We start from the raw sequence: 18323 nt of genomic DNA on the forward strand, positions 1-18323 counted from the left end.
TCCAAGGGTGAAAAAAAATCACCCTATCAGCCAGGGTGATTGTTTTGTATACTATTGCTAACCTGTAGGCAGAGTGATGGAGGGAATTCAATGGAGCGTATACGCGTCATGTTAGTAGAGGATGATCCGTTCTGGAAGCAGAACATCAGCACGGATTTGGCAGAGGAGCCGGATATAGAGGTTGTGGCTGTCGCCAGCACCAAAGAGGAAGCAGTTCAGGCGGCGTTTCGGCATCCGCTGGATATCATTTTGATGGACATTAACCTAACGGGCAACAATCTGGATGGCCTGGAGGCGATGAAGGAGATCCTGTCAAATCTGCATGAGCAAGGCATCAAAGTCATCATGCTGACCTCACTGACCGAAAAAGAGATCATCATGAAATCCTTTCAGTTCGGAGCGCTTAATTACATTACTAAGCTTAGTTATAAAGACATTGTCCGTGCAATTCGGGAAGCGTATGATGACCGGTCCACCATTCATGCAGACGCCGCCCGCGTCATGCGCAGTGAAATTCAGCTGATGGAGCTGTCGCCTATGGAGCGGGAGGTCTTCGAGCTGAGAAAGGAAGGGCTGAGCAAACAGCAAATCTCCGATAAGCTGCATAAATCAACAAACACGATCAAATCCCAGCTGAAGAGTATCAAGAACAAGCTTACTTATTTTAAAAGCGATTGATGGATCGGATCACAGGCGTGGAAGGGGTGTAAATACTCAACTCAGAAGGTACAACAAAACGCTGTATTGGAAAATGCAGCATGACCGTTGTTCCTCTCTCCGATTCTGCACTTGCAATGGTAAGCTTCCCTCCATGTTTCCTCATGACCGACATGCAATAGGATAATCCGAGACCGTGATTATAGGGGTTTTTCTTCGTGGTATAGAAGGGTTCAAAGATCTTGGCCAGCTGATCCTTGGGAATGCCGCATCCGGTATCCGCCACTTCTATGATGAAATACCGCTTGGCTCTCACTGTCCGCAGTGTAAGCGTGCCGCCCTCAGTATCCATGGCATCCACTGCATTCTGAACCAGGTTCGACAACGTCTCCTTGAGATGCATCGTATCACAGATTAATTCCCCGTCTTCTTCCAGTGTGACTGCTACCCGGATTGAACGGCTCTCCAGAAGCGGCTGCATAGGCTGCAGAACCGCACTAATGATCTCTTTGATGCCCACTTGAGTTTCACTGAGTACAATATCGTCGGCTTTGTCCTTAATTCTCCCGACCATATCCAGCAGATGAGCCGTAACTGAATGAATTTGCTCCATGGACTGAAGGGATTTGTCGGACTGGCCCGAATGAATATAGCCCGTGGTCTTCTCGGTTAAGTAATTAATTTTTTGAATTTCGTTCTTTATGGAATGATTCAGGATCGAGACTCCCATCGTAAGCGCACGCATCGATACATCCATCTTTTCCCGTTCAATTCTGAGCTTGATGCCCATGAAGCCGTTCTTCACCAGATAAAAAATAATAACCGCTACAAGGCCTAATACCACGATAACATTGTATTTCCACGCCCCGTTGCTCTCCAGTTCAAAGCTCCACTCCCTCATGGTCAAGGAACGAAAGCCTACGAAATCGGTTACGAACGCAAATAGAGTGCCGAGCGTAAATATAACCCCAACTCTTTTCTTATTCTTCCTCGTATAGAATTCTTTCTCCCGTTTGAAGGCAATCCCGTAGAGTACAAAGCTTAACAGGAAATATAACCCTGCCCACATACGAAAATGACTGATTTCGAAGCTGGCCCATGGCTCATTCCGATAATGATGGCCCCATATAAGAACAGCCGGTATGAATAACAGGATAGAGATCAGCGCCCTTGTCTTAATTGAACGAACCGCACCCAGCCATAACGCCCCCATGCAAGCTGTAAAAGGAAACAGATAGAAGTATACCGTCATAGCCGCCACACTAAGCTCATAGAGAAAAGAACTGAATGCAGGCGATAGCCACCCGCGTGGTAAAATGAATGGAATGATCGTAAGATGAATGGAGAACGCAAAACTGGCCATCCCTCCAGTCAACAGCGTCAGGCTAATCCAGAGGTTGGCTTTCCGATTAAATACAAGTAGCACCACACCCATTGTCCACATCGACAGAAACATAAGAATGTAAAATAAATTCAAGGCCTACCCTCCGCCCTATCAGCTTTCATAATCCTTAGCATTAAAGTGACTCCATATTACCACATCTCTTAAAATTGGTATATTTTATGTTCCCTTCTATTTTGCCAGAGGCAGGAACTTTTTACCAGACAGATTTCCATAACAATGAAATAAGCACAAAAAACCCCGTTCTCCTTCTCATTAGAAGAACGGGCTTTGCTTATAAGCTGTCGTTTCAGACGGAAATGTCCAGACCGAACCGGGAAGCTGCTGCCTTCATCTTCAACTGCAGGCGGCTTCTAAGTCCGGTCAGCCATTCCGGCTCGTGCTCCCATTGTTCCGCTGTAGACCTCAGGATCCGGGCATACCTGTACAAATCCGCAAATCGCCGGCAAGCCTCCTGCGAAGGCCCTTCTTCCGGCAGATCATATCGGCTGGTGTAACCCTCCAGAAAGCGCTCCTTTCTAGGACCCTGCTCCTCTGTTGCAACAGCTTCCAGCAGGCTGTCCAGAGCTTGCTCAATGTCCACGGCATACCAGTGATACATGGAATCGTCGAAATCAATGACGTTAATCGTATCCTGGGTCTGATCATAGAAGACATTGTCCAGCTCAAAATCATAATGAATCAGTCCGTAATTAGCCAGTGTCACCGGAATTGTACCGAAATAGTCTGCAAGCAGCTCTGTCTCAGCCCTTGCCGCCGTTTGTTCCGGGAATGGCTCCAGAACCCGGCGAATCCACTCTAGTACTTCATTGTGTGTCCATCTTTTGCCCTGCACAGGGCTGTACTCACTGGATAGCCGGTGAAGCTCTCCTAAGGCCTGACCGTAGCGGAATACCGTCTGGTCATCCAGAGAGGTTGTGTCCATGCTCACCCCGGCGACACGTTTAAAGACCGAGGCATAATAAGACCCCCAAGGCGTCTGGGCCTCTACAAGCTCCGAACCTTCCCGGGAAGGCACGGTCTCAAGCACCCCATATCCACGCTCACGCAGGTACGAGATAAACTCCAGCTCCGCCAGCAGATTACTTCTAAGCTTTTCTGTCTGCGGTGCGAACCGGAGCAGCAGATTGTTCCCGCCGTTCTCGAACGGATATATCGCATTGGAGGAAATCCGGTAATACTGAAACAAATGCAGCGATTCCCGGTCATACGCCCAATTCCGCAGCACCATTTCCGCCAACTCTTCATTATTGAACAAATATTTCAATTTCAGCACGCTCTGAAGCAGCTCCTTTTGATCTTCAAATTTCTTTCACCTTCACTGCAGCAGTTGTTTGATTAGCCCGGCGTTTCATGCCGATCACTCCCTTCCGGTTATACACTGTTTTCAGGTTATCACCCTGAATCCTGCAGGGCCATGTACAGAATCGTTAAAACCATTTTCTCCATGCCGGTACTTCTGAATAATGGAAATAGGAAAAAGCAAAAAAGGTGTTCTGTAAGCCATCACAATGGCTTACAGAACACCTGGTTATAAAATGGATTAAGACAAACGGCCGCTGAAGTCGCTGTATTCAAACTCGCGGATAATCTTCAGGCCTTCTTCATCGTTATAGGAAGCAATGGCCGGCAGGTTCACGCCGTTAAACATATGGTTCTTGACCATGGAATAAATCGCCATGTCGAGGAACACCAGCTTGTCGCCGTATTTGAGCGGTTCCGGGAAGGAATAATCCCCGATAATATCACCTGCCAGGCAGGTCATGCCGCCAAGTCTGTACGTGTACGGATATTCTCCAGGCTGGCCCGAGCCGATGATGTTCGGCCGGTAAGGCATTGCGAGCACGTCCGGCATATGGCATTCAGCCGAAGTGTCGAGAATGGCAATATCCATGCCGTTGTGCATCGTATCAAGCACAGTTGCTACAAGGTATCCGGTATTTAGCGCAACGGCTTCACCCGGTTCCAGGTAGATCTGGACATTATAGGTTTCTTTCATATGGAGAATGCACTTGATCAGTGTCTCCAGGTCATAATCGTCACGGGTAATATGATGGCCGCCGCCGAAGTTGAGCCATTTCATCCCGTGCAGATACTGCCCGAACTTCTCTTCCACAACCTTAAGCGTACGCTCCAATGTATCGGAGTTCTGCTCACACATCGTATGGAAGTGCAGCCCTTCAATGCCGTCAAGCTCTTCCGGACGGAAGTTCGGCAGGGTTACGCCCATACGGGAGTAGTTGTAGCAAGGATCATACAGCGGCACTTCAATCTCGGAATATTCCGGATTTACACGGATTCCGCAGCTGATTGGCTTGCCGGCATTCTGCACGCGGTCCTTGAACCGGTTCCACTGGTCAAACGAGTTGAACACAATGTGGTCGGTATAGCCAAGCAGCTCATCGAATTCACGTTCCATGTAGGCCGGCGCATAGACATGCACTTCCTTGCCCATCTCCTCGAAGCCCAGACGGGCTTCGAACAGGGAGCTGGAGGTGACGCCATGCAGGTACTTGCCGACAAGCGGATACAGAGCGTGCATAGAGAATCCTTTTTGGGCCAGAAGAATCTTGGCACCGGTGCGCTCCTGCACGTAATTCAGGGTCTCCAGGTTCTTCTTAAGCAGCCGCTCATCGACAAGATAGGCAGGTGACGGCAGCGAGCTGATGTCGATATCGATTTCTTTCATTGCCTTACGCCCTAGTCCAGCAGCGTTGGCGAGAAGTCTTCTTGCCAAGGCAGCCCGTGTTTGTTAAGTGCATCCATGAACGGATCCGGATCGAACTCTTCGATGTTGTGTACGCCCGGTTTGTTCCAGATACCCTTGATAATCATCATAGCCCCGATCATGGCAGGAACGCCGGTTGTGTAGGAAATGGCCTGGGAGCCCACTTCTCTGTAGCATTCTTCGTGATCGCAGACATTGTATACATAATAGGTTTTCGGCTGGCCGTCTTTAGTACCTTGAATGATACAGCCAATGTTCGTTTTACCCTTGGTTCTTGGTCCGAGGGAAGCAGGGTCAGGCAGAATTGCCTTCAGGAACTGCAAAGGAATAATCTCTTTGCCTTCATACATAATCGGCTCGATTGAAGTCATGCCGACATTCTCCAGCACCTTCAGGTGAGTCAGGTAGTTCTGCGAGAAGGTCATCCAGAAGCGGATTTTCTTTATGCCTTTAATATTCTTGGCCAGGGACTCCAGCTCTTCATGATACAGCAGGTAAATATCCTTAGGGCCGATCTCCGGGAGATCATAGACTTTCTTCTCGGACAGCGGAGCCGTTTCAATCCACTCGCCGTTCTCAAAGTAGCGTCCGTTCGCGGTAATTTCGCGGATATTGATTTCCGGATTGAAGTTGGTAGCAAACGGGTAACCGTGGTCGCCGGCGTTCGCATCAACGATATCAATCGTGTGAATTTCATCAAAGTAATGTTTTTGCGCATAAGCGGTGAACACACCGGTTACGCCCGGGTCAAAGCCGCTGCCGAGCAGCGCCGTAATTCCGGCCTTCTCGAATCTTTCCTTGTACGCCCACTGCCAGGAATACTCAAATTTCGCGGTATCCTGCGGTTCGTAGTTAGCTGTATCTACATAATGCACTCCGGTAGCCAGGCAAGCATCCATGATCGTCAGATCCTGGTATGGGAGAGCCACATTAATCACGACATCCGGCTGGAAGCTCTTGATTAGTTCAATAACCTCTTCCGTGTTGTCCGCATCAAGCTGAGCCGTAGAAATCTTCGTCTGGCCGCCATCCAGTTTCTCCTTAAGAGCATCGCATTTCGCGACCGTACGGCTGGCAATACAGATTTCTTCGAATACATCCGGGTTCTGGCAGCATTTATGAACAACAACGCTTGCTACACCGCCAGCGCCAATAATTAACGCTTTTCCCACAATTAATAACCCCCTAAATTTCTTAAGTTATTAGTTATTAGCCTTGCTGCTCTGGATTCGTTTCGTTGTCAGTCGTTTCGTTTCATCAAGCTTGGGCAGGCTACATCCTATGAAAAATCAACAAGGCTGATTATACATAAAGCACAACAATAAATCAATAAAAAGCGACAAAAATTGATACTTAGTCTGTAAAATCTTCGGTTTTTCCTGTTAATACTCTTGAACGCATGTAAATACACTGTATTGCTGCGTTTTTCTTGTCTTTCCCGAAGAAACATTACCAAATAGACCGGCTACTTGAAACGTAAATTCCCATAAGAAGGACAACTAGACTATTGTATCACAGCAGCGCCTTTCTTCATACGTATTATTTGAAATCAATGAACAGGCTCACCTCCGGAAAATTGGCGCACTATGTATTCTTACCCGTTTTCGCCTGCCGGCTAACTGCTTAAGGGGCCGCCGCTGCGGATACAATTAGTTGTAGTATGTGTAGCAGCCGGAATCCAATACCTCAATAATGCACACTATAAAAGAAAGAAAAGAGCTTAAGGCGGCTGATCATCCGGCACCTTAAGCTTCTGTTCCCTATTCATTCTATACAAAATTACGTGTATCATTGTTCCGTCCGAACATGTAGCTGGCAATCAGGAAAAATACAGCCGCGAAGGCCAGCAGGACGGCCAGATTGAAGCCGATGCTGGTCAGACTATCTCCAGACTGCAGCTTGGTGATCGACTGGAGCACCCAGCTCTGCGGCAGGAAATCGGCGATCCGGCGGATCGGTTCAGGCATGATGCCGATGGGGAAAAAGCAGCCGGACAGCAGGCAGGTCGGAGTTACGATCAGATTCTGCAGCGCTCCTGCGGAAGCAGTGTTTTTGGAAAAGGAAACCACTGTAAGCGAAAGGCTGACCGAAACCAAAGCGAATAAAACCATCAAGCCTAACATTTCAGCGATCGGGATACCCGGGTCAAGGCCGAAAACAACCCGCATGCAGAACAGTGTCACTACGATTTGCGCCAGCATAATGCACAAATTCACTATAATATTGGACAGTACATAGGTTCTGGCGCTTACAGGTGAGGATAACACCCGGAAATAAGTGCGGTTCTCCCGGTTTTTGAGAATCAGCTCTGAAAGGTTGATCGCTGAAGTCATCATGAACATAATGAGAAAGCCGATGGACTGATAGGACATATTTTTAGTATTGCCTTTATCTTGAACCGATTGCCATGTAAGCTTGAACTCTGCGCCCTTGTAGCCGTTGTACAGCTTGTTAAACTTGACGCTATCCCCCGCACTGATGGTACCTATAGCCGCCACATTGTCAATGTAACCTTTCAGCATGGACTTGATATAGGCAGTCACCTGCATCCCTTTTACGGACTGGATGACGATATGACCGGGCTTGCCTGCCTGCACGCTCTGTGAAAATCCGGTTTCCAATACAATCCCGCTGTCCAGCTCACTGGCAGCCAGCTGCTCCCGCAGCTCACTCTCCGTAACCTCCACAAGCGTCAAATGATCCAGCCCTTTTATGAACTCTACTGTTCCAGAAGCAATGGTCTGTTTCCCGTCTAAATTAACTATACCGACACGTAGCGGGGCTGTTCCTGTGGAGCTGTAGAGCAGCGTGGAAAATAGGATCCCGGCAACAGGAAGACCAAAATACAGAAGTAAAGCAGATCGTTTACGCAATGTGGTCCTCAGCTGTGCAATAACCAAAAACCATAAATCCTTCCACATTATATTCCCTCCCTTCTGCTCATCATAACTGCCGCTGTTATCAGCAGCACTGCACCCAGCACCAGATTCAGCCCCATTGCCTGCCAGGCCGCCGAGGTGCTTCCGCTATAGATCAGCTCTGTCAGCGCATGATTGGCCCAGCGGATCGGGGACAGCTTCACAGCCAGGTCCATCGCCCCTCCGCCGGAATCCGTTACAGGAAAATAAGCGCCACCGAAAAAGGAGGCCAGCTGCACAAAGATCAGCAGAACGCTGCGCGATGCAGCCCCTTGGAGCAGGTAGCTGACCGCGAGACCGAAGCTGACTGCCATTATCACCTCTGAAAGCAGCACGCCCCCCACCATTACCGGATATTCGCCCCAGTATGCTTTAAATACAAGCTTGCTGAAGAGGACCAGGATTAGAATACAGAGCATATTAATCACAATGCTGCCAAGCACCTTACCGGCAAAAATCTCACTTTTCCTTGCCGGAGAAGCCACCAGCCGGGTATCCGTCCCCTGCACAATCTCACTGCGGATCAGTCTCCCTGCGGCCATCGCGCCCCACATACCGAGCATTACAGTCATTGCCAGTGCGTAATAGTCTGTAGAGCCTGGCCTCCGGTCCGCGATAACTGAAGTTTCTTTGATGTAATCCGTACCGGTGCTGCCTGAGAAGATCAGACCCACCTGATCCGCGTCTGTCCCTAAGACTGTACTGGCCGCATTATACTTATCTGTAAATCCGCTCAGCATACCCTGCACAATATTGCTCTCCACGGCAGAATGATCATTCCCGTAGAGCTTAAGGCCTTGATTGGTAACCTCCACGTAGGCGGTATAGCGGTTCTGCTGCACTTCATCCGGCCCGTTTTGGGTGGATGTTATATTTTCGAAACGGATGCCGGACTGTTCCACGCCTTTTTCAAACTCCTGAAAGGCCTGTGCCAACATCCCTTCGCTGGAATCCTTGACGAGCACTGTAATTCCTTCAATACTTGTATCGCTGCTAAATGCATTACTTAGGGTTAAACCCAATATGAGCATCAGAACGATTGGAAAGACGAGAATGAACATGAGTGAGCGTCTGTCCCGGAAATCATGCTTGATCTCTTTTAAAGCTATAGATAGGATATTCACATTTCGGCCTCCTTTCTTTTCTCACAGATCTTATTGATCCCGTAATTTACGGCCGGTAAGGGTCAGGAATACGGTTTCCAGGGTGGGCTCCAGTTCCTCGACAGCGCGGATTTCTAGCCCCAGCGAGAGCAACTGCTTCAGGATAAGATTCAGGTTATCTACAGCAACATCACTCTGAATGCGCAGCATATTCTCCTCCTGCACTACTGCCCTTACCCCTGGAATTGCCTTTAGATGACCATCCGTTTCCCCGCCGCCGGATTTCAGTTCAATGCGGACTTCCTTCACATCGGTAATCGATGCCTTCAACTGTTCCTTAGTTCCTTCAGCGATGATTTTGCCATGGTCAACAATGGCCACCCGAGAGCAGATCTCCTCGACTTCTTCCATATAATGACTCGTATAAATTATGGTACAGCCTGACTCGTTAAGCTTGCGGACGGAAGCCAGAATATAATTGCGGGACTGCGGGTCGATTCCTACCGTTGGCTCATCCATAATGATCAGCTTCGGCTTATGAGCAATGGCACAGGCAATATTCAGCCGCCGTTTCATGCCGCCCGAGAAGTTTTTCGGATAGCTTTTCTGCTTGTCGCTTAATCCGACAAACTCCAGCGCCTCAAGGGTCCGGTCTTTAAGCAGGGAACCGCGCAGTCCGTACAATCCGGCAAAAAAACTTACATTCTCATACGCAGTCATATCCTCGTATATAGCCAGCTCCTGAGGTACGATACCCAGATTAAGCTTGGCGAACCGCCGTTCCTTGGCAATATCCCGCTCCAGAATGCGGATCTCACCACTGGTAGGCCGCAGCAGCGAAGAGACCATGTTAATGGTTGTGCTTTTGCCCGCCCCATTTGCTCCGAGGAACCCGAAAATCTCACCTTCCCGGATCGAGAGCGATATCTTATCCACAGCTGTGAAATCCCCGAATTTTTTGCTGAGTCCCGTTATCTCTAGTACGTTCATTTTCCGTTCACTCGCTTTCATCTAGCTTTGATAAATCAATTGTATGAAAAAAGGATGAACCCATGCCAGTGCATAAGTTCACCCTTTGGGGGCATAGAATCTCATATTTTACTCATGGGCTGACTGTTGAGAAGGATGAGATTCCTCACTTCCCGCATAAGGAATCAGTGTTGTTACCGTGAAACCCGCTGATCCGTCGGCAGTTACCGTTCCGTTCACCGCAGCGGTGCGCTCCTCCATCCCCAGCAGACCGAGCCCTTTTACCACTTTACGGCTTCCTTGTCCATCATCAGCCACTACAGCTTTGATGAACCTGTTCAGCACTCTGACCTCCACGTGAATCGCTGTGGCCTCCGCATATTTAGCGGCATTGGTCAAGGACTCGGTTACATTGTCATGGATAATCTTCCAGTGTAGCGGTGAGATAATCTCCATATTCCCTTCGTGCACTACACTGGTCCGAATGCCGGACTTGGCAGAAAAGGATTCTACCATTGCCTTCAACCGGCTGTAACCGAGCTGTTCAATCAGCGGCTTCGTATTCTTGAGCGTCAGCCGGATCTGCTCGATGCCTTCTTTGGAAATGCCGATCGCATTCTGCAGCAGCGCTCCGGCCTGCTCAGCACCGGGAGGAAGCAGCCGCTTCGCTGCCTCCATCTGAATCAGCGCCCCGGTCATTGCATGTCCAATTCCATCATGAATCTCCTGCGACAGCCGGTTGCGCTCCGTTAGCTGCGCCATGTATTCTGAGGTGCGCAGGTAATCCTGGTTCTCGTCCAGCTGCTTCGCCAGCCTTTGCGCATCCGCCCGCAGCTGCTCCATCCGTTCCTCCTGAATGATAATTCTGCTGATTCCCATGCTGATCATCGAATAATTGAAGAAGATGAACACTGTCACAAAGGCATACTGGACCAGCAGGGGGTGCAGCTGCATGAAGGCCAGCGGCAGCAGAGCCAGCAGCAGGGCTGCCCGTTTCTGACGATAAAAGGAAGCCCATTCATAGATGCCAATCGGGAGCAGCAGCGCAAATTCCGGATGGGCATACACGGCACAAACCGCTGCATACACCACCACAATCACCAGTAAGCCCTGCTTGATCCGGCGCTTATTAACGATATATAGAATCAGATTTAAGGCCACATATATCAGAATCAGCAATACCAGTACACGGGCCGGCTCGGCCGGACTGAAATAGGCCAGGGCAATGATGTACAGCAGCAGAATTATTTTGGAGCCAATCATCCAGCGTTCCATGTCGGGCAGTTCATCCTTCCCTTAGCGGACTTTGCCCGTTAAATAGTAGATTGCGATCTGGGTCCGGTGCTCAAGTGCGGTTTTGCTTAAGATCGAGGTGATATAATTGGCCGTTGTACCCTCGGAAATGAATAATTCCCCGGAAATCTCCTTATTGGAATACCCTTTGGCGACAAGTGCCATTACTTCGAGCTCGCGCTCCGTGAATGGTGAGCGGTCAATCGGACTGGAGGCCGGAACTGCCGATGCCCCGTCCATCGTCGATTTCAGCTTATCCAGCGCAACATCCTGAAGCACGTAATGGCCGCTATGGACACTTTTGATTGCATCGCGGATACGCTCCGGATCATTGTTCTTCAGCAGGTAGCCACCAGCACCGTAACGGATCGCATCCAATATGTATTCATCATCATCAAAGGTGGTCAGAATCAGCGGCCTTGTCTTCGTTTCCTCCACAAGCCGCCTTGTCGCTTCAACCCCGTTCATTTTCGGCATGCGGACATCCAGCAAGGCTACATCAACCTCATGCGTTAAGCAATAATCAACCGCTTCAAGCCCGTCATCCGCGGTAGCCACCACTTCAAAATCCTCAAATGAATGTAAAATGATTCGCATTCCTTCACGTATAAACGAATTATCATCTGCCACGAGTACTCTGATTTTCAAATCGGCACGCCCCTTTAATCCAGCTTCAGCTTCATTATACTCATAGGCAGACACAGAAAAAACGGCATTGCTGCCGTTTCTGCAAAGTTTTTTATTATGGCCGCCGGATTCACCCGAACATCCATTTCAGCGCTGCCGGAAACTGCCGGCTGAAGAATGCCCTGTCATGGGTCCCCTCCGGACTCGTCTCAAACCTTAACAGCCGTTCATCAAAACCCTGATCCTGAAGGATGGTATGCGCCTGCCGGGTTAACGGGACCATTTGCCTTTGGATATTCGTCTTATACAGACCCTCCAGCTCTCCCACATACATATAGATCCGCTGGTCCGGCCGGTCCGCGGCCTGCTGCCGCATGTATTCTACAAGGCCCGGATACCAGAAGGAAGCAGAGATCAGACCGATTCTCCCGAAAATATCGGGATAGAGATATGAGGCGTATAGGGAGATCATCCCGCCGAAAGAGCTGCCGCAAATGCCTGTGTGCTCAGGGCCCGGCAGCGTAAGGTAGCCGCTGTCGATGCAGGGCTTGATGCTGTGGACCAGCTCACTGAGATATTCTCCGCCGCCGCCTCCAAAGTCCCGCCAGCCGGTCATCAGCGCCGGGGAAGACCAAGGCGTATAATCATGGTTCCTGTCATGCGGACTGATGCCGACTAAGATCAGCTCCGGAAGCTCCTTGGCAATGATTAAATGCTCCAAGTAATTGAAGTTATCCTCCAGCATTTCTCCATCATCCTGAAGATAGACTACCGGGTACCGCCTGCCGATTTGACCGTAAGACATAGGCGTATAGATTCCCAGTCTTCGTCCGTTAAATTCTTTGCGTCTATAGGTTCCTTCCATTTATCTCTCTCCCCTCCGCCTCCACCGGTCATGCTGGAGTCATCATCGTACCCGTGTCTTAAACAGCAGAAATATGAAATAAGGCACACCAATAATCGAAACCACAATCCCCACCGGCAGCTCCGCAGGTGCAAACACGGTTTTCCCGATAAAGTCAGCAATGATGACCATCAGCATGCCGATAACGCCGCATAAGGGAACGATATATCTGTAAGTATTGCCAATCAGGCGTCTGGCGATATGTGGGGCAATCAGCCCGACAAACCCGATGCTGCCTGACACAGATACGCAGGCACTGACCAGCCCGACGCAGCACAGCAGCAGAATCTGTCTTTCTCTGCCAACAGCGACGCCAATTCCCTTCACACTTACTTCATGGAGCTGCATCAGATCGAGTACAGCTGCACGCCTCCAGATGACCGGGGTCAGGATTACCAGCCAGGGAAGAGTGGACAATACCTGCCGCCAGTTCGCATTGTACACACTGCCGGCCAGCCAGACGGTAGCCGCTTCGAAGTTTTGCGCGTCCATTTTCAGTGAGACGTACAGTGTGACCGCCCCGAAACCGGAGGCAAGCGCGATGCCCACCAGAATCAGCTGCTGGGGATGAAATTCGCCATGCTGTCTCGCAAAGGTAAACAGCATGACAACCGCCACCAGGCCGCCGATGAATCCGAACATCGGCATTGACATCACCGACAGCCAAGCCGGAGCCTTCATTGTGCCCGCCGTCAGGAACATGAACAGTACGACGAATGCTCCTGCTGCGGCATGAATCCCCAGAATCCCGGGGTCGGCCAGTGAATTGCGGGAGATGCCCTGCAGCACCGCCCCGGCGATGCCGAGTCCAAAGCCGACGAGTGCCCCAAGTACGATACGCGGCAGCCGGAAATCAAAGATGACCAGATCATAATCCTCCACCGGATGAATCCGCAGCAGCGTGCGGAGCACATCCTTCGGGGACAGATCGAACGTTCCGTTGGTCAGGCTGACATATATTCCGGCCAGTGATAACAGACAGAAAAGCAGAAACAACGTCCAGAAGGTTCTCTGCTTCGGTTTGGGTGATAAAGAAAGCTTGCTCATGATTGCCCGCCTCCTCTCGTCTTCACCAGATACAAGAAGAAGGGAACCCCGAACAGAGCGGTGACCACACCGACCGGCGTTTCAAACGGATAATTGATAAACCGGCTGATCAGGTCACAAGCCGCCAGGAACAACGCGCCCATAAAAGCAGCGAACGGTATGATCTTACGGTAATCCTGACCGATCAGCAGCCGGGTGATATGCGGAATGATCAGCCCGACAAAAGCAATTTTTCCGGCAATGGCGACCGAAATTCCTGTCAGAATCACCACGCTCAGCATCGTAAGCCCTTTTACGGCCGTAACTTTTAGCCCCAGACCGGCTGCTGTTTCATCCCCCAGTGACAACATGGTTACCGGACGGGACATCAGCAGGCCAAGTGCCAGACCTACAACTGCGAAAGGAATAGCAAGCTTGATTAATGCAGGGTCCATCATATGCAGCCTGGCGTTATACCAGAAGCTGATATTTTGCGAGATTTGAAAATAACTGGCGAGCGCCTGCGAGACACCTCCGAGAAAGGTACCGATAATCGTTCCTAGAACGGCCATAGTCAGCGGCGTTGCACCTCCGGGCAGCAGCTTGGCAGTCCCGAAAACGAGCACAGCCCCTAACAGGGAGCCGGCCAGAGAATAGATAATCATCGTCATGGACGAGGCTTCGGGCAGAAACACCATACACAGTGTAATCGCGAATACCGAACCGTCACTGATCCCCATAATGGAGGGAGAGGCCAGGTAATTCCGGGTCATTCCCTGCATGAGTGCACCGGATACTGCAAGGAAAGCGCCAATCAGCAAGGCTCCCGCTACTCTTGGAATCCGGGAGGTAAGAATAATCTGGTGATCAATATTATCCGGGTCAAAATGTACGAGCGCATTCCAAATCGTTCCGTAACCGATGGATTTAGAACCGTAGAGCACAGATAACACGCTGATGATTATGATTAGGACAAGCCCCAGCACCAGTAATGAGGTTGTTTTCAATGCGGCCGATAATTTCATTTCATGTCATCCCGTTCTTTTGCTGGCTTCTATTTTGGATCGTCATCATTTGATAATGATTCTCATTTAAGATTATAGCGAAGCGGACAAAGGGGCTCCATGGACAAATTACGGAACATGGATGGACGATTGGCCGACTAACAGCTGCTTCGTCTGCCGGACCATCCGCAGCTGGGCATAAGCAGAGTGCTCACGCCAAGGATCGGACGAGAGAAAATGCACCCTGTGCCGCTGCACCGCCGCTATTTTCAGCCATTCCGGATCATTCTGCAGCTTATTCCACTCTCCCAGAGTATCGCTATCCCGGCGGATCAGCATGAGCAGATGATCTGCATGCAGGGCAGCTATATCCTGCGGGGTCACCGGTACATTGTAAACTTCATCCCCGCTGTCATACGCAGGCTGCAGTTCAAGCTCACCGTAGAGCATGCTGGCCATGGTGCGGCTGCAGTGCAGATACAATCTGTTGTGCAGCATGCGGATGACGACCACCGACTCCCCTCCGATCTGGGTGTGCAGCTGTTCCTTAACCGCCCCGGCCTCCCAGTCAAAGGCCGCCAGCCACTGCTCCGCCTGCCAGGATTCGCCCAGAAATTGTGCCAGCTGCAGAAACTGGCTGCGCCAGTCGGCAGGTCCGGTCTGCAGATAATAAACGGGAGCGATTCGCTCAAGCGCGGTCTTCTCTTCTTCCTGCAGGTCATCGCCAGCCAGAATCAGATCAGCAGGAACTTGTCTGAGCAACTCCAGATTGGCCTGCCAGTCCTGATTGCTGCGGAAGGCACTGATATGTACAGGGATATCGCTCCGGTAATTCCGGTAATAATACTCCGTCCATTTGGGGTGAAGCGCCGCCGCGTAAGGGATAAGATTGAGCGGCAGTAATTGTCCGAGCAGCGACGGAGAGTATGCCACCAGCTTGCGGCGGCGGCTCTTCATATAGACCGCAGGGGGCACCCCGATAATCTTCTTGAATTTGCGGCTGAAATAGAATTCATCCGTGTACCCTACCCGGTGGGCGATCTCACGCAGCTTCGTTCCGCTCTCCGCCATTAGACGTTTAGCCTGCTGCAGCCTCAGCTCAGTGGTATAGTCCAAAGCGCTCTTGCCATATTTTTTCTTAAATAAGTCGTTAAAATATTTGGGGCTTAGCTCAGCAGCCTGCGCCAGCAGCTGAGAGGTCAGATCCTGTGTATAATGCTCTTCTATGTATTGTCTTGCCTGCTCCAGCGCGGAATTCGTATCCCGGGGCCGCTGCCTGCCGCACATACGGATGCTGTACAGCAGCTCCTGAAAATCAATCTGTGCCCGGAAGCTTATATTCTGCCGCTGGTTCTCTTCCATATGGGTCAACCCGCTGCAGATCGAAGTAATTGTCTTCATTGAAGTTTGCGGCAGCAAGCCCTCACGGGGAAACAGCTCAGCATTCTTGAGCAGAAAGCTCCCTTCACCTGCCGGATGGTACCGGTGGATGTCGAAATAAAATATGTACATTTCAATGCTCCCCGCCTGCTGCACTGTACCGAAGGTCTGTTCCGGAAGGCATAGGCAGACCGAACCTGCTGCAAGCTCAAACTGGCCGTGATTCATGAGCACCCGGACAGAGCCGCTTGCCACCACTATAAGCGCATATGAAAGTGCAAGCTGTTGAGGCAGATGCCCCTCCTCGCTCCCCTTCACTACCTGAACCGATAACAAGCGGAAGGACAGCTCGTCCCAATCCCGGAACTGTTCTTCGCTGTCCGCAGGGATTAACTCTTGTTTCATAACCTTACCACCACCATTTACATACTCTTATAAGTGATTTCAGTATAATTGATAATCATTATCAATGGCAATGCACTGGTGTACGCCAAAAAGGACTATTCCCGCCCTTTGGCCTGGAAATAGTCCTTAAATCTGAGTTTGTTACCGGCCGCCAGACCGTTACTGTCCGAAGCCGACCCGCGGCCGCTCGCGCTCTTTGGTCTCTAGCGCTACTGCACGAATTGAGGTGATCGGAATGTAGAGCACCTGATATTCTGTCCGGTATTTCACGAAGCGCTCGTCAAGCTCTTCCAGAACACCGTCTCTTACACTCGTACCATCCAGAAAATGTACCGCGACTTTCTGCCCTTTTAAATCTGCCAGCATGGTTCATCCGCTCCTTCAATTATAGGTTCGTGATTACTTTGTCGATAATGCCGTATGTCATTGCCTCATCCGCGGACATGAAATAATCCCGGTCCATATCCTTCGCGATCTTATCTGCCGGCTGGCCGGTCCGGTCCGCAGTAATCTGCACGACCTTTTCCCTAATCTGCAATATCCGTCTGGCGCTAATGGCAATATCACTGGCTTGCCCCTGGGCGCCGCCATGCGGCTGGTGGATCATAATTTCACTGCTCGGCAGCGCGAATCTTTTGCCGGGGGCTCCGGCCAGCAGCAGCAGTGAGGCGAAGGAAGCCGCAAAACCGGTGCATATCGTGCTGACCTGCGGTTTGATTACCTGCATCGTATCATAAATTCCGAACCCTGCGGTAGTTGAACCTCCCGGACTGTTAATAAACATTTGGATGTCCTTATCCGGTTCCTCCGCCGCAAGGTATAGAAGCTGGGCAATAATACTGTTCGCCAGCTGATCATCGATCGCCGCACCGACAAATACAATCCGGTCCTTCAGCAGCCTCGAATAAATGTCATAGGACCGTTCGCCTCTGCTCGTCTGTTCAATTACATAGGGGATTATACTCATGATCTTTACCTCCTGGGATGTAAGCTTGATTTGTTACCCTGTAAACGGATCAGGGCTGGCAAAAGATACGGAACCAAGCCAACATAAAGAGCTGCAGAAGCCGCGTATCTTTTAATAAGGGCTGTTCGTTTATATAATAAGGGAATATACAAAGAGGACAGCTGAAAAGGAGTTGTGTGAGCATGATGATCCTTGAAGAATACAGCACTCAGAAGCTTGAGGATGACCACAGACTGCAGTCGCTTAGAGCTGCGCTGAACCGCTACTGTCTGGCGCTTACCCGCTCCGGGCATGAGGCTGAAGATCTGGCCCAGGACACCTGGACGAAGGTGCTCAGCTACAGAAAATTCTCCGCAAGCCCCAATCCGGAAGCCCTGATGCTGCGGATTGCTAAGAATACCTGGATCGATGCCATCCGGCGCAAGGCTTCCTTAGCGCGTGCAATGGAACGCGAACTGAATCCGGCAGAAGCTGCCGCCATGCAGAGCAGCCTTTCAGAGATCGAAACAGCTTTTCAGGCCTTGATCAAACATCTGTCGCCTCTGCAGCGGATGACCTTCCTGCTGCGTGATGTGCTCGGCTACTCTGCTAACGAAACGGCGGTTCAGCTGGATACTACAGAGGGGGCTGTTAAAGCTGCGCTGTACCGGGCTCGGCAAGCGCTCGAAGCTGTGCGGAAGGAGCTGGCCGCAGATGGCCCGGCCCTCCCCCCTGACGCCGATTTCAGGCTGCTGCTCACCGCGCTGGCGGATGCTTATGAAGAAGGGCAGATTCCCGTCATGCTGGAACTGCTGCGCCAGGACCAAGCAGCAGAGATCACCATGGCGGTCAGCACAGCTGCTGTGCAGGCTCTGGATGCGGGAAGCCGCTCCACCGCAAACAGCACCGTCATCTATTCCGGAATGCGGATGGCGGCCTAACAAGAAAAAATCAAAGGAGG

General features: G+C 50.7%; 17 protein-coding genes. 2 read left to right on the top strand and 15 right to left on the bottom strand.

Annotated features, from left to right (window positions below; all coding sequences use genetic code 11):
* The first annotated feature begins 90 nt into the window (after positions 1 to 90).
* Entirely contained in the window at positions 91 to 678 is a 588-nt protein-coding gene (locus L6H70_RS11975) for a response regulator transcription factor (protein ID WP_236333310.1), read from the top strand.
* On the opposite strand, the gene L6H70_RS11980 is transcribed toward L6H70_RS11975, so the two are convergent.
* The 15 genes from L6H70_RS11980 to L6H70_RS12050 all read right to left on the bottom strand — a co-directional run bounded on the left by L6H70_RS11980 (position 665) and on the right by L6H70_RS12050 (position 17383).
* Positions 665 to 2134 (bottom strand): sensor histidine kinase, encoded by a 1470-nt coding sequence (locus tag L6H70_RS11980; RefSeq protein WP_236333312.1) that lies wholly within the window; start codon positions 2132 to 2134, stop codon positions 665 to 667. The two genes, L6H70_RS11975 and L6H70_RS11980, sit on opposite strands and share 14 nt — an antisense overlap.
* Positions 2135 to 2348: 214 nt before the next feature.
* Positions 2349 to 3335, bottom strand: coding sequence for a phosphotransferase enzyme family protein (locus tag L6H70_RS11985; protein ID WP_236333314.1), 987 nt, complete (start codon positions 3333 to 3335; stop codon positions 2349 to 2351).
* A gap of 267 nt (positions 3336 to 3602) precedes the next feature.
* The gene (nspC, locus tag L6H70_RS11990; RefSeq protein WP_423802823.1) at positions 3603 to 4739 is read right to left on the bottom strand and encodes a carboxynorspermidine decarboxylase; all 1137 of its coding nucleotides are present in this window, start codon (positions 4737 to 4739) and stop codon (positions 3603 to 3605) included.
* Positions 4740 to 4759: 20 nt separating this feature from the next.
* Positions 4760 to 5959, bottom strand: coding sequence for a saccharopine dehydrogenase family protein (locus L6H70_RS11995; protein ID WP_236333316.1), 1200 nt, complete (start codon positions 5957 to 5959; stop codon positions 4760 to 4762).
* A gap of 597 nt (positions 5960 to 6556) precedes the next feature.
* Positions 6557 to 7708, bottom strand: a complete 1152-nt coding sequence (locus tag L6H70_RS12000; RefSeq protein WP_236333318.1) for an ABC transporter permease — start codon at positions 7706 to 7708, stop codon at positions 6557 to 6559.
* The gene (locus tag L6H70_RS12005; protein ID WP_236333320.1) at positions 7708 to 8829 is read right to left on the bottom strand and encodes an ABC transporter permease; all 1122 of its coding nucleotides are present in this window, start codon (positions 8827 to 8829) and stop codon (positions 7708 to 7710) included. Before L6H70_RS12005 ends, L6H70_RS12000 begins: the two co-directional genes overlap by 1 nt.
* 30 nt (positions 8830 to 8859) lie before the next feature.
* The gene (locus L6H70_RS12010) at positions 8860 to 9798 is read right to left on the bottom strand and encodes an ABC transporter ATP-binding protein (RefSeq protein ID WP_236333322.1); all 939 of its coding nucleotides are present in this window, start codon (positions 9796 to 9798) and stop codon (positions 8860 to 8862) included.
* A gap of 108 nt (positions 9799 to 9906) precedes the next feature.
* Complete coding sequence (locus L6H70_RS12015) at positions 9907 to 11052, bottom strand: sensor histidine kinase (protein ID WP_236333324.1); 1146 nt, start codon at positions 11050 to 11052, stop codon at positions 9907 to 9909.
* 21 nt (positions 11053 to 11073) lie between these two features.
* Entirely contained in the window at positions 11074 to 11718 is a 645-nt protein-coding gene (locus L6H70_RS12020) for a response regulator transcription factor (RefSeq protein ID WP_236333327.1), read from the bottom strand.
* Positions 11719 to 11827: 109 nt separating this feature from the next.
* Entirely contained in the window at positions 11828 to 12562 is a 735-nt protein-coding gene (locus L6H70_RS12025) for an alpha/beta hydrolase (RefSeq protein ID WP_236333329.1), read from the bottom strand.
* 42 nt (positions 12563 to 12604) lie between these two features.
* Entirely contained in the window at positions 12605 to 13648 is a 1044-nt protein-coding gene (locus L6H70_RS12030) for a FecCD family ABC transporter permease (protein WP_236333330.1), read from the bottom strand.
* Positions 13645 to 14652, bottom strand: a complete 1008-nt coding sequence (locus tag L6H70_RS12035; RefSeq protein ID WP_236333333.1) for a FecCD family ABC transporter permease — start codon at positions 14650 to 14652, stop codon at positions 13645 to 13647. The genes L6H70_RS12030 and L6H70_RS12035 overlap by 4 nt, the downstream gene beginning before the upstream one ends.
* Positions 14653 to 14760: 108 nt before the next feature.
* Positions 14761 to 16416: a helix-turn-helix domain-containing protein gene (locus L6H70_RS12040; protein ID WP_236333335.1), complete on the bottom strand. Its 1656-nt coding sequence runs from the start codon at positions 16414 to 16416 to the stop codon at positions 14761 to 14763.
* A gap of 159 nt (positions 16417 to 16575) precedes the next feature.
* A complete protein-coding gene (locus tag L6H70_RS12045; RefSeq protein WP_236333337.1) occupies positions 16576 to 16782 on the bottom strand; it encodes a hypothetical protein in 207 nt (68 codons plus the stop codon).
* Between the two features lie 19 nt (positions 16783 to 16801).
* A complete protein-coding gene (locus L6H70_RS12050; RefSeq protein WP_236333339.1) occupies positions 16802 to 17383 on the bottom strand; it encodes an ATP-dependent Clp protease proteolytic subunit in 582 nt (193 codons plus the stop codon).
* Positions 17384 to 17565: 182 nt separating this feature from the next.
* On the opposite strand from L6H70_RS12050, the gene L6H70_RS12055 reads away from it, so the two are divergent.
* The gene (locus L6H70_RS12055; protein WP_236333341.1) at positions 17566 to 18303 is read left to right on the top strand and encodes a sigma-70 family RNA polymerase sigma factor; all 738 of its coding nucleotides are present in this window, start codon (positions 17566 to 17568) and stop codon (positions 18301 to 18303) included.
* Positions 18304 to 18323 lie beyond the last annotated feature (20 nt).

This window comes from Paenibacillus auburnensis (assembly GCF_927798115.1).
In the GTDB taxonomy this organism is placed as follows: Bacteria; Bacillota; Bacilli; order Paenibacillales; family Paenibacillaceae; genus Paenibacillus_AQ; species Paenibacillus_AQ auburnensis.

Bases quoted from the DNA above. Each gene is read 5' to 3' on its own strand.
- L6H70_RS12015 (WP_236333324.1), bottom strand. From the start codon at position 11,052: ATGGAACGCTGGATGATTGGCTCCAAAATAATTCTGCTGCTGTACATC.
- L6H70_RS12055 (WP_236333341.1), top strand. From the start codon at position 17,566: ATGATGATCCTTGAAGAATACAGCACTCAGAAGCTTGAGGATGACCAC.
- L6H70_RS12050 (WP_236333339.1), bottom strand. From the start codon at position 17,383: ATGAGTATAATCCCCTATGTAATTGAACAGACGAGCAGAGGCGAACGG.
- L6H70_RS12000 (WP_236333318.1), bottom strand. From the start codon at position 7,708: ATGTGGAAGGATTTATGGTTTTTGGTTATTGCACAGCTGAGGACCACA.
- L6H70_RS12030 (WP_236333330.1), bottom strand. From the start codon at position 13,648: ATGAGCAAGCTTTCTTTATCACCCAAACCGAAGCAGAGAACCTTCTGG.
- L6H70_RS12025 (WP_236333329.1), bottom strand. From the start codon at position 12,562: ATGGAAGGAACCTATAGACGCAAAGAATTTAACGGACGAAGACTGGGA.
- L6H70_RS12035 (WP_236333333.1), bottom strand. From the start codon at position 14,652: ATGAAATTATCGGCCGCATTGAAAACAACCTCATTACTGGTGCTGGGG.
- L6H70_RS12045 (WP_236333337.1), bottom strand. From the start codon at position 16,782: ATGCTGGCAGATTTAAAAGGGCAGAAAGTCGCGGTACATTTTCTGGAT.
- L6H70_RS12040 (WP_236333335.1), bottom strand. From the start codon at position 16,416: ATGAAACAAGAGTTAATCCCTGCGGACAGCGAAGAACAGTTCCGGGAT.
- L6H70_RS11975 (WP_236333310.1), top strand. From the start codon at position 91: ATGGAGCGTATACGCGTCATGTTAGTAGAGGATGATCCGTTCTGGAAG.
- L6H70_RS12010 (WP_236333322.1), bottom strand. From the start codon at position 9,798: ATGAACGTACTAGAGATAACGGGACTCAGCAAAAAATTCGGGGATTTC.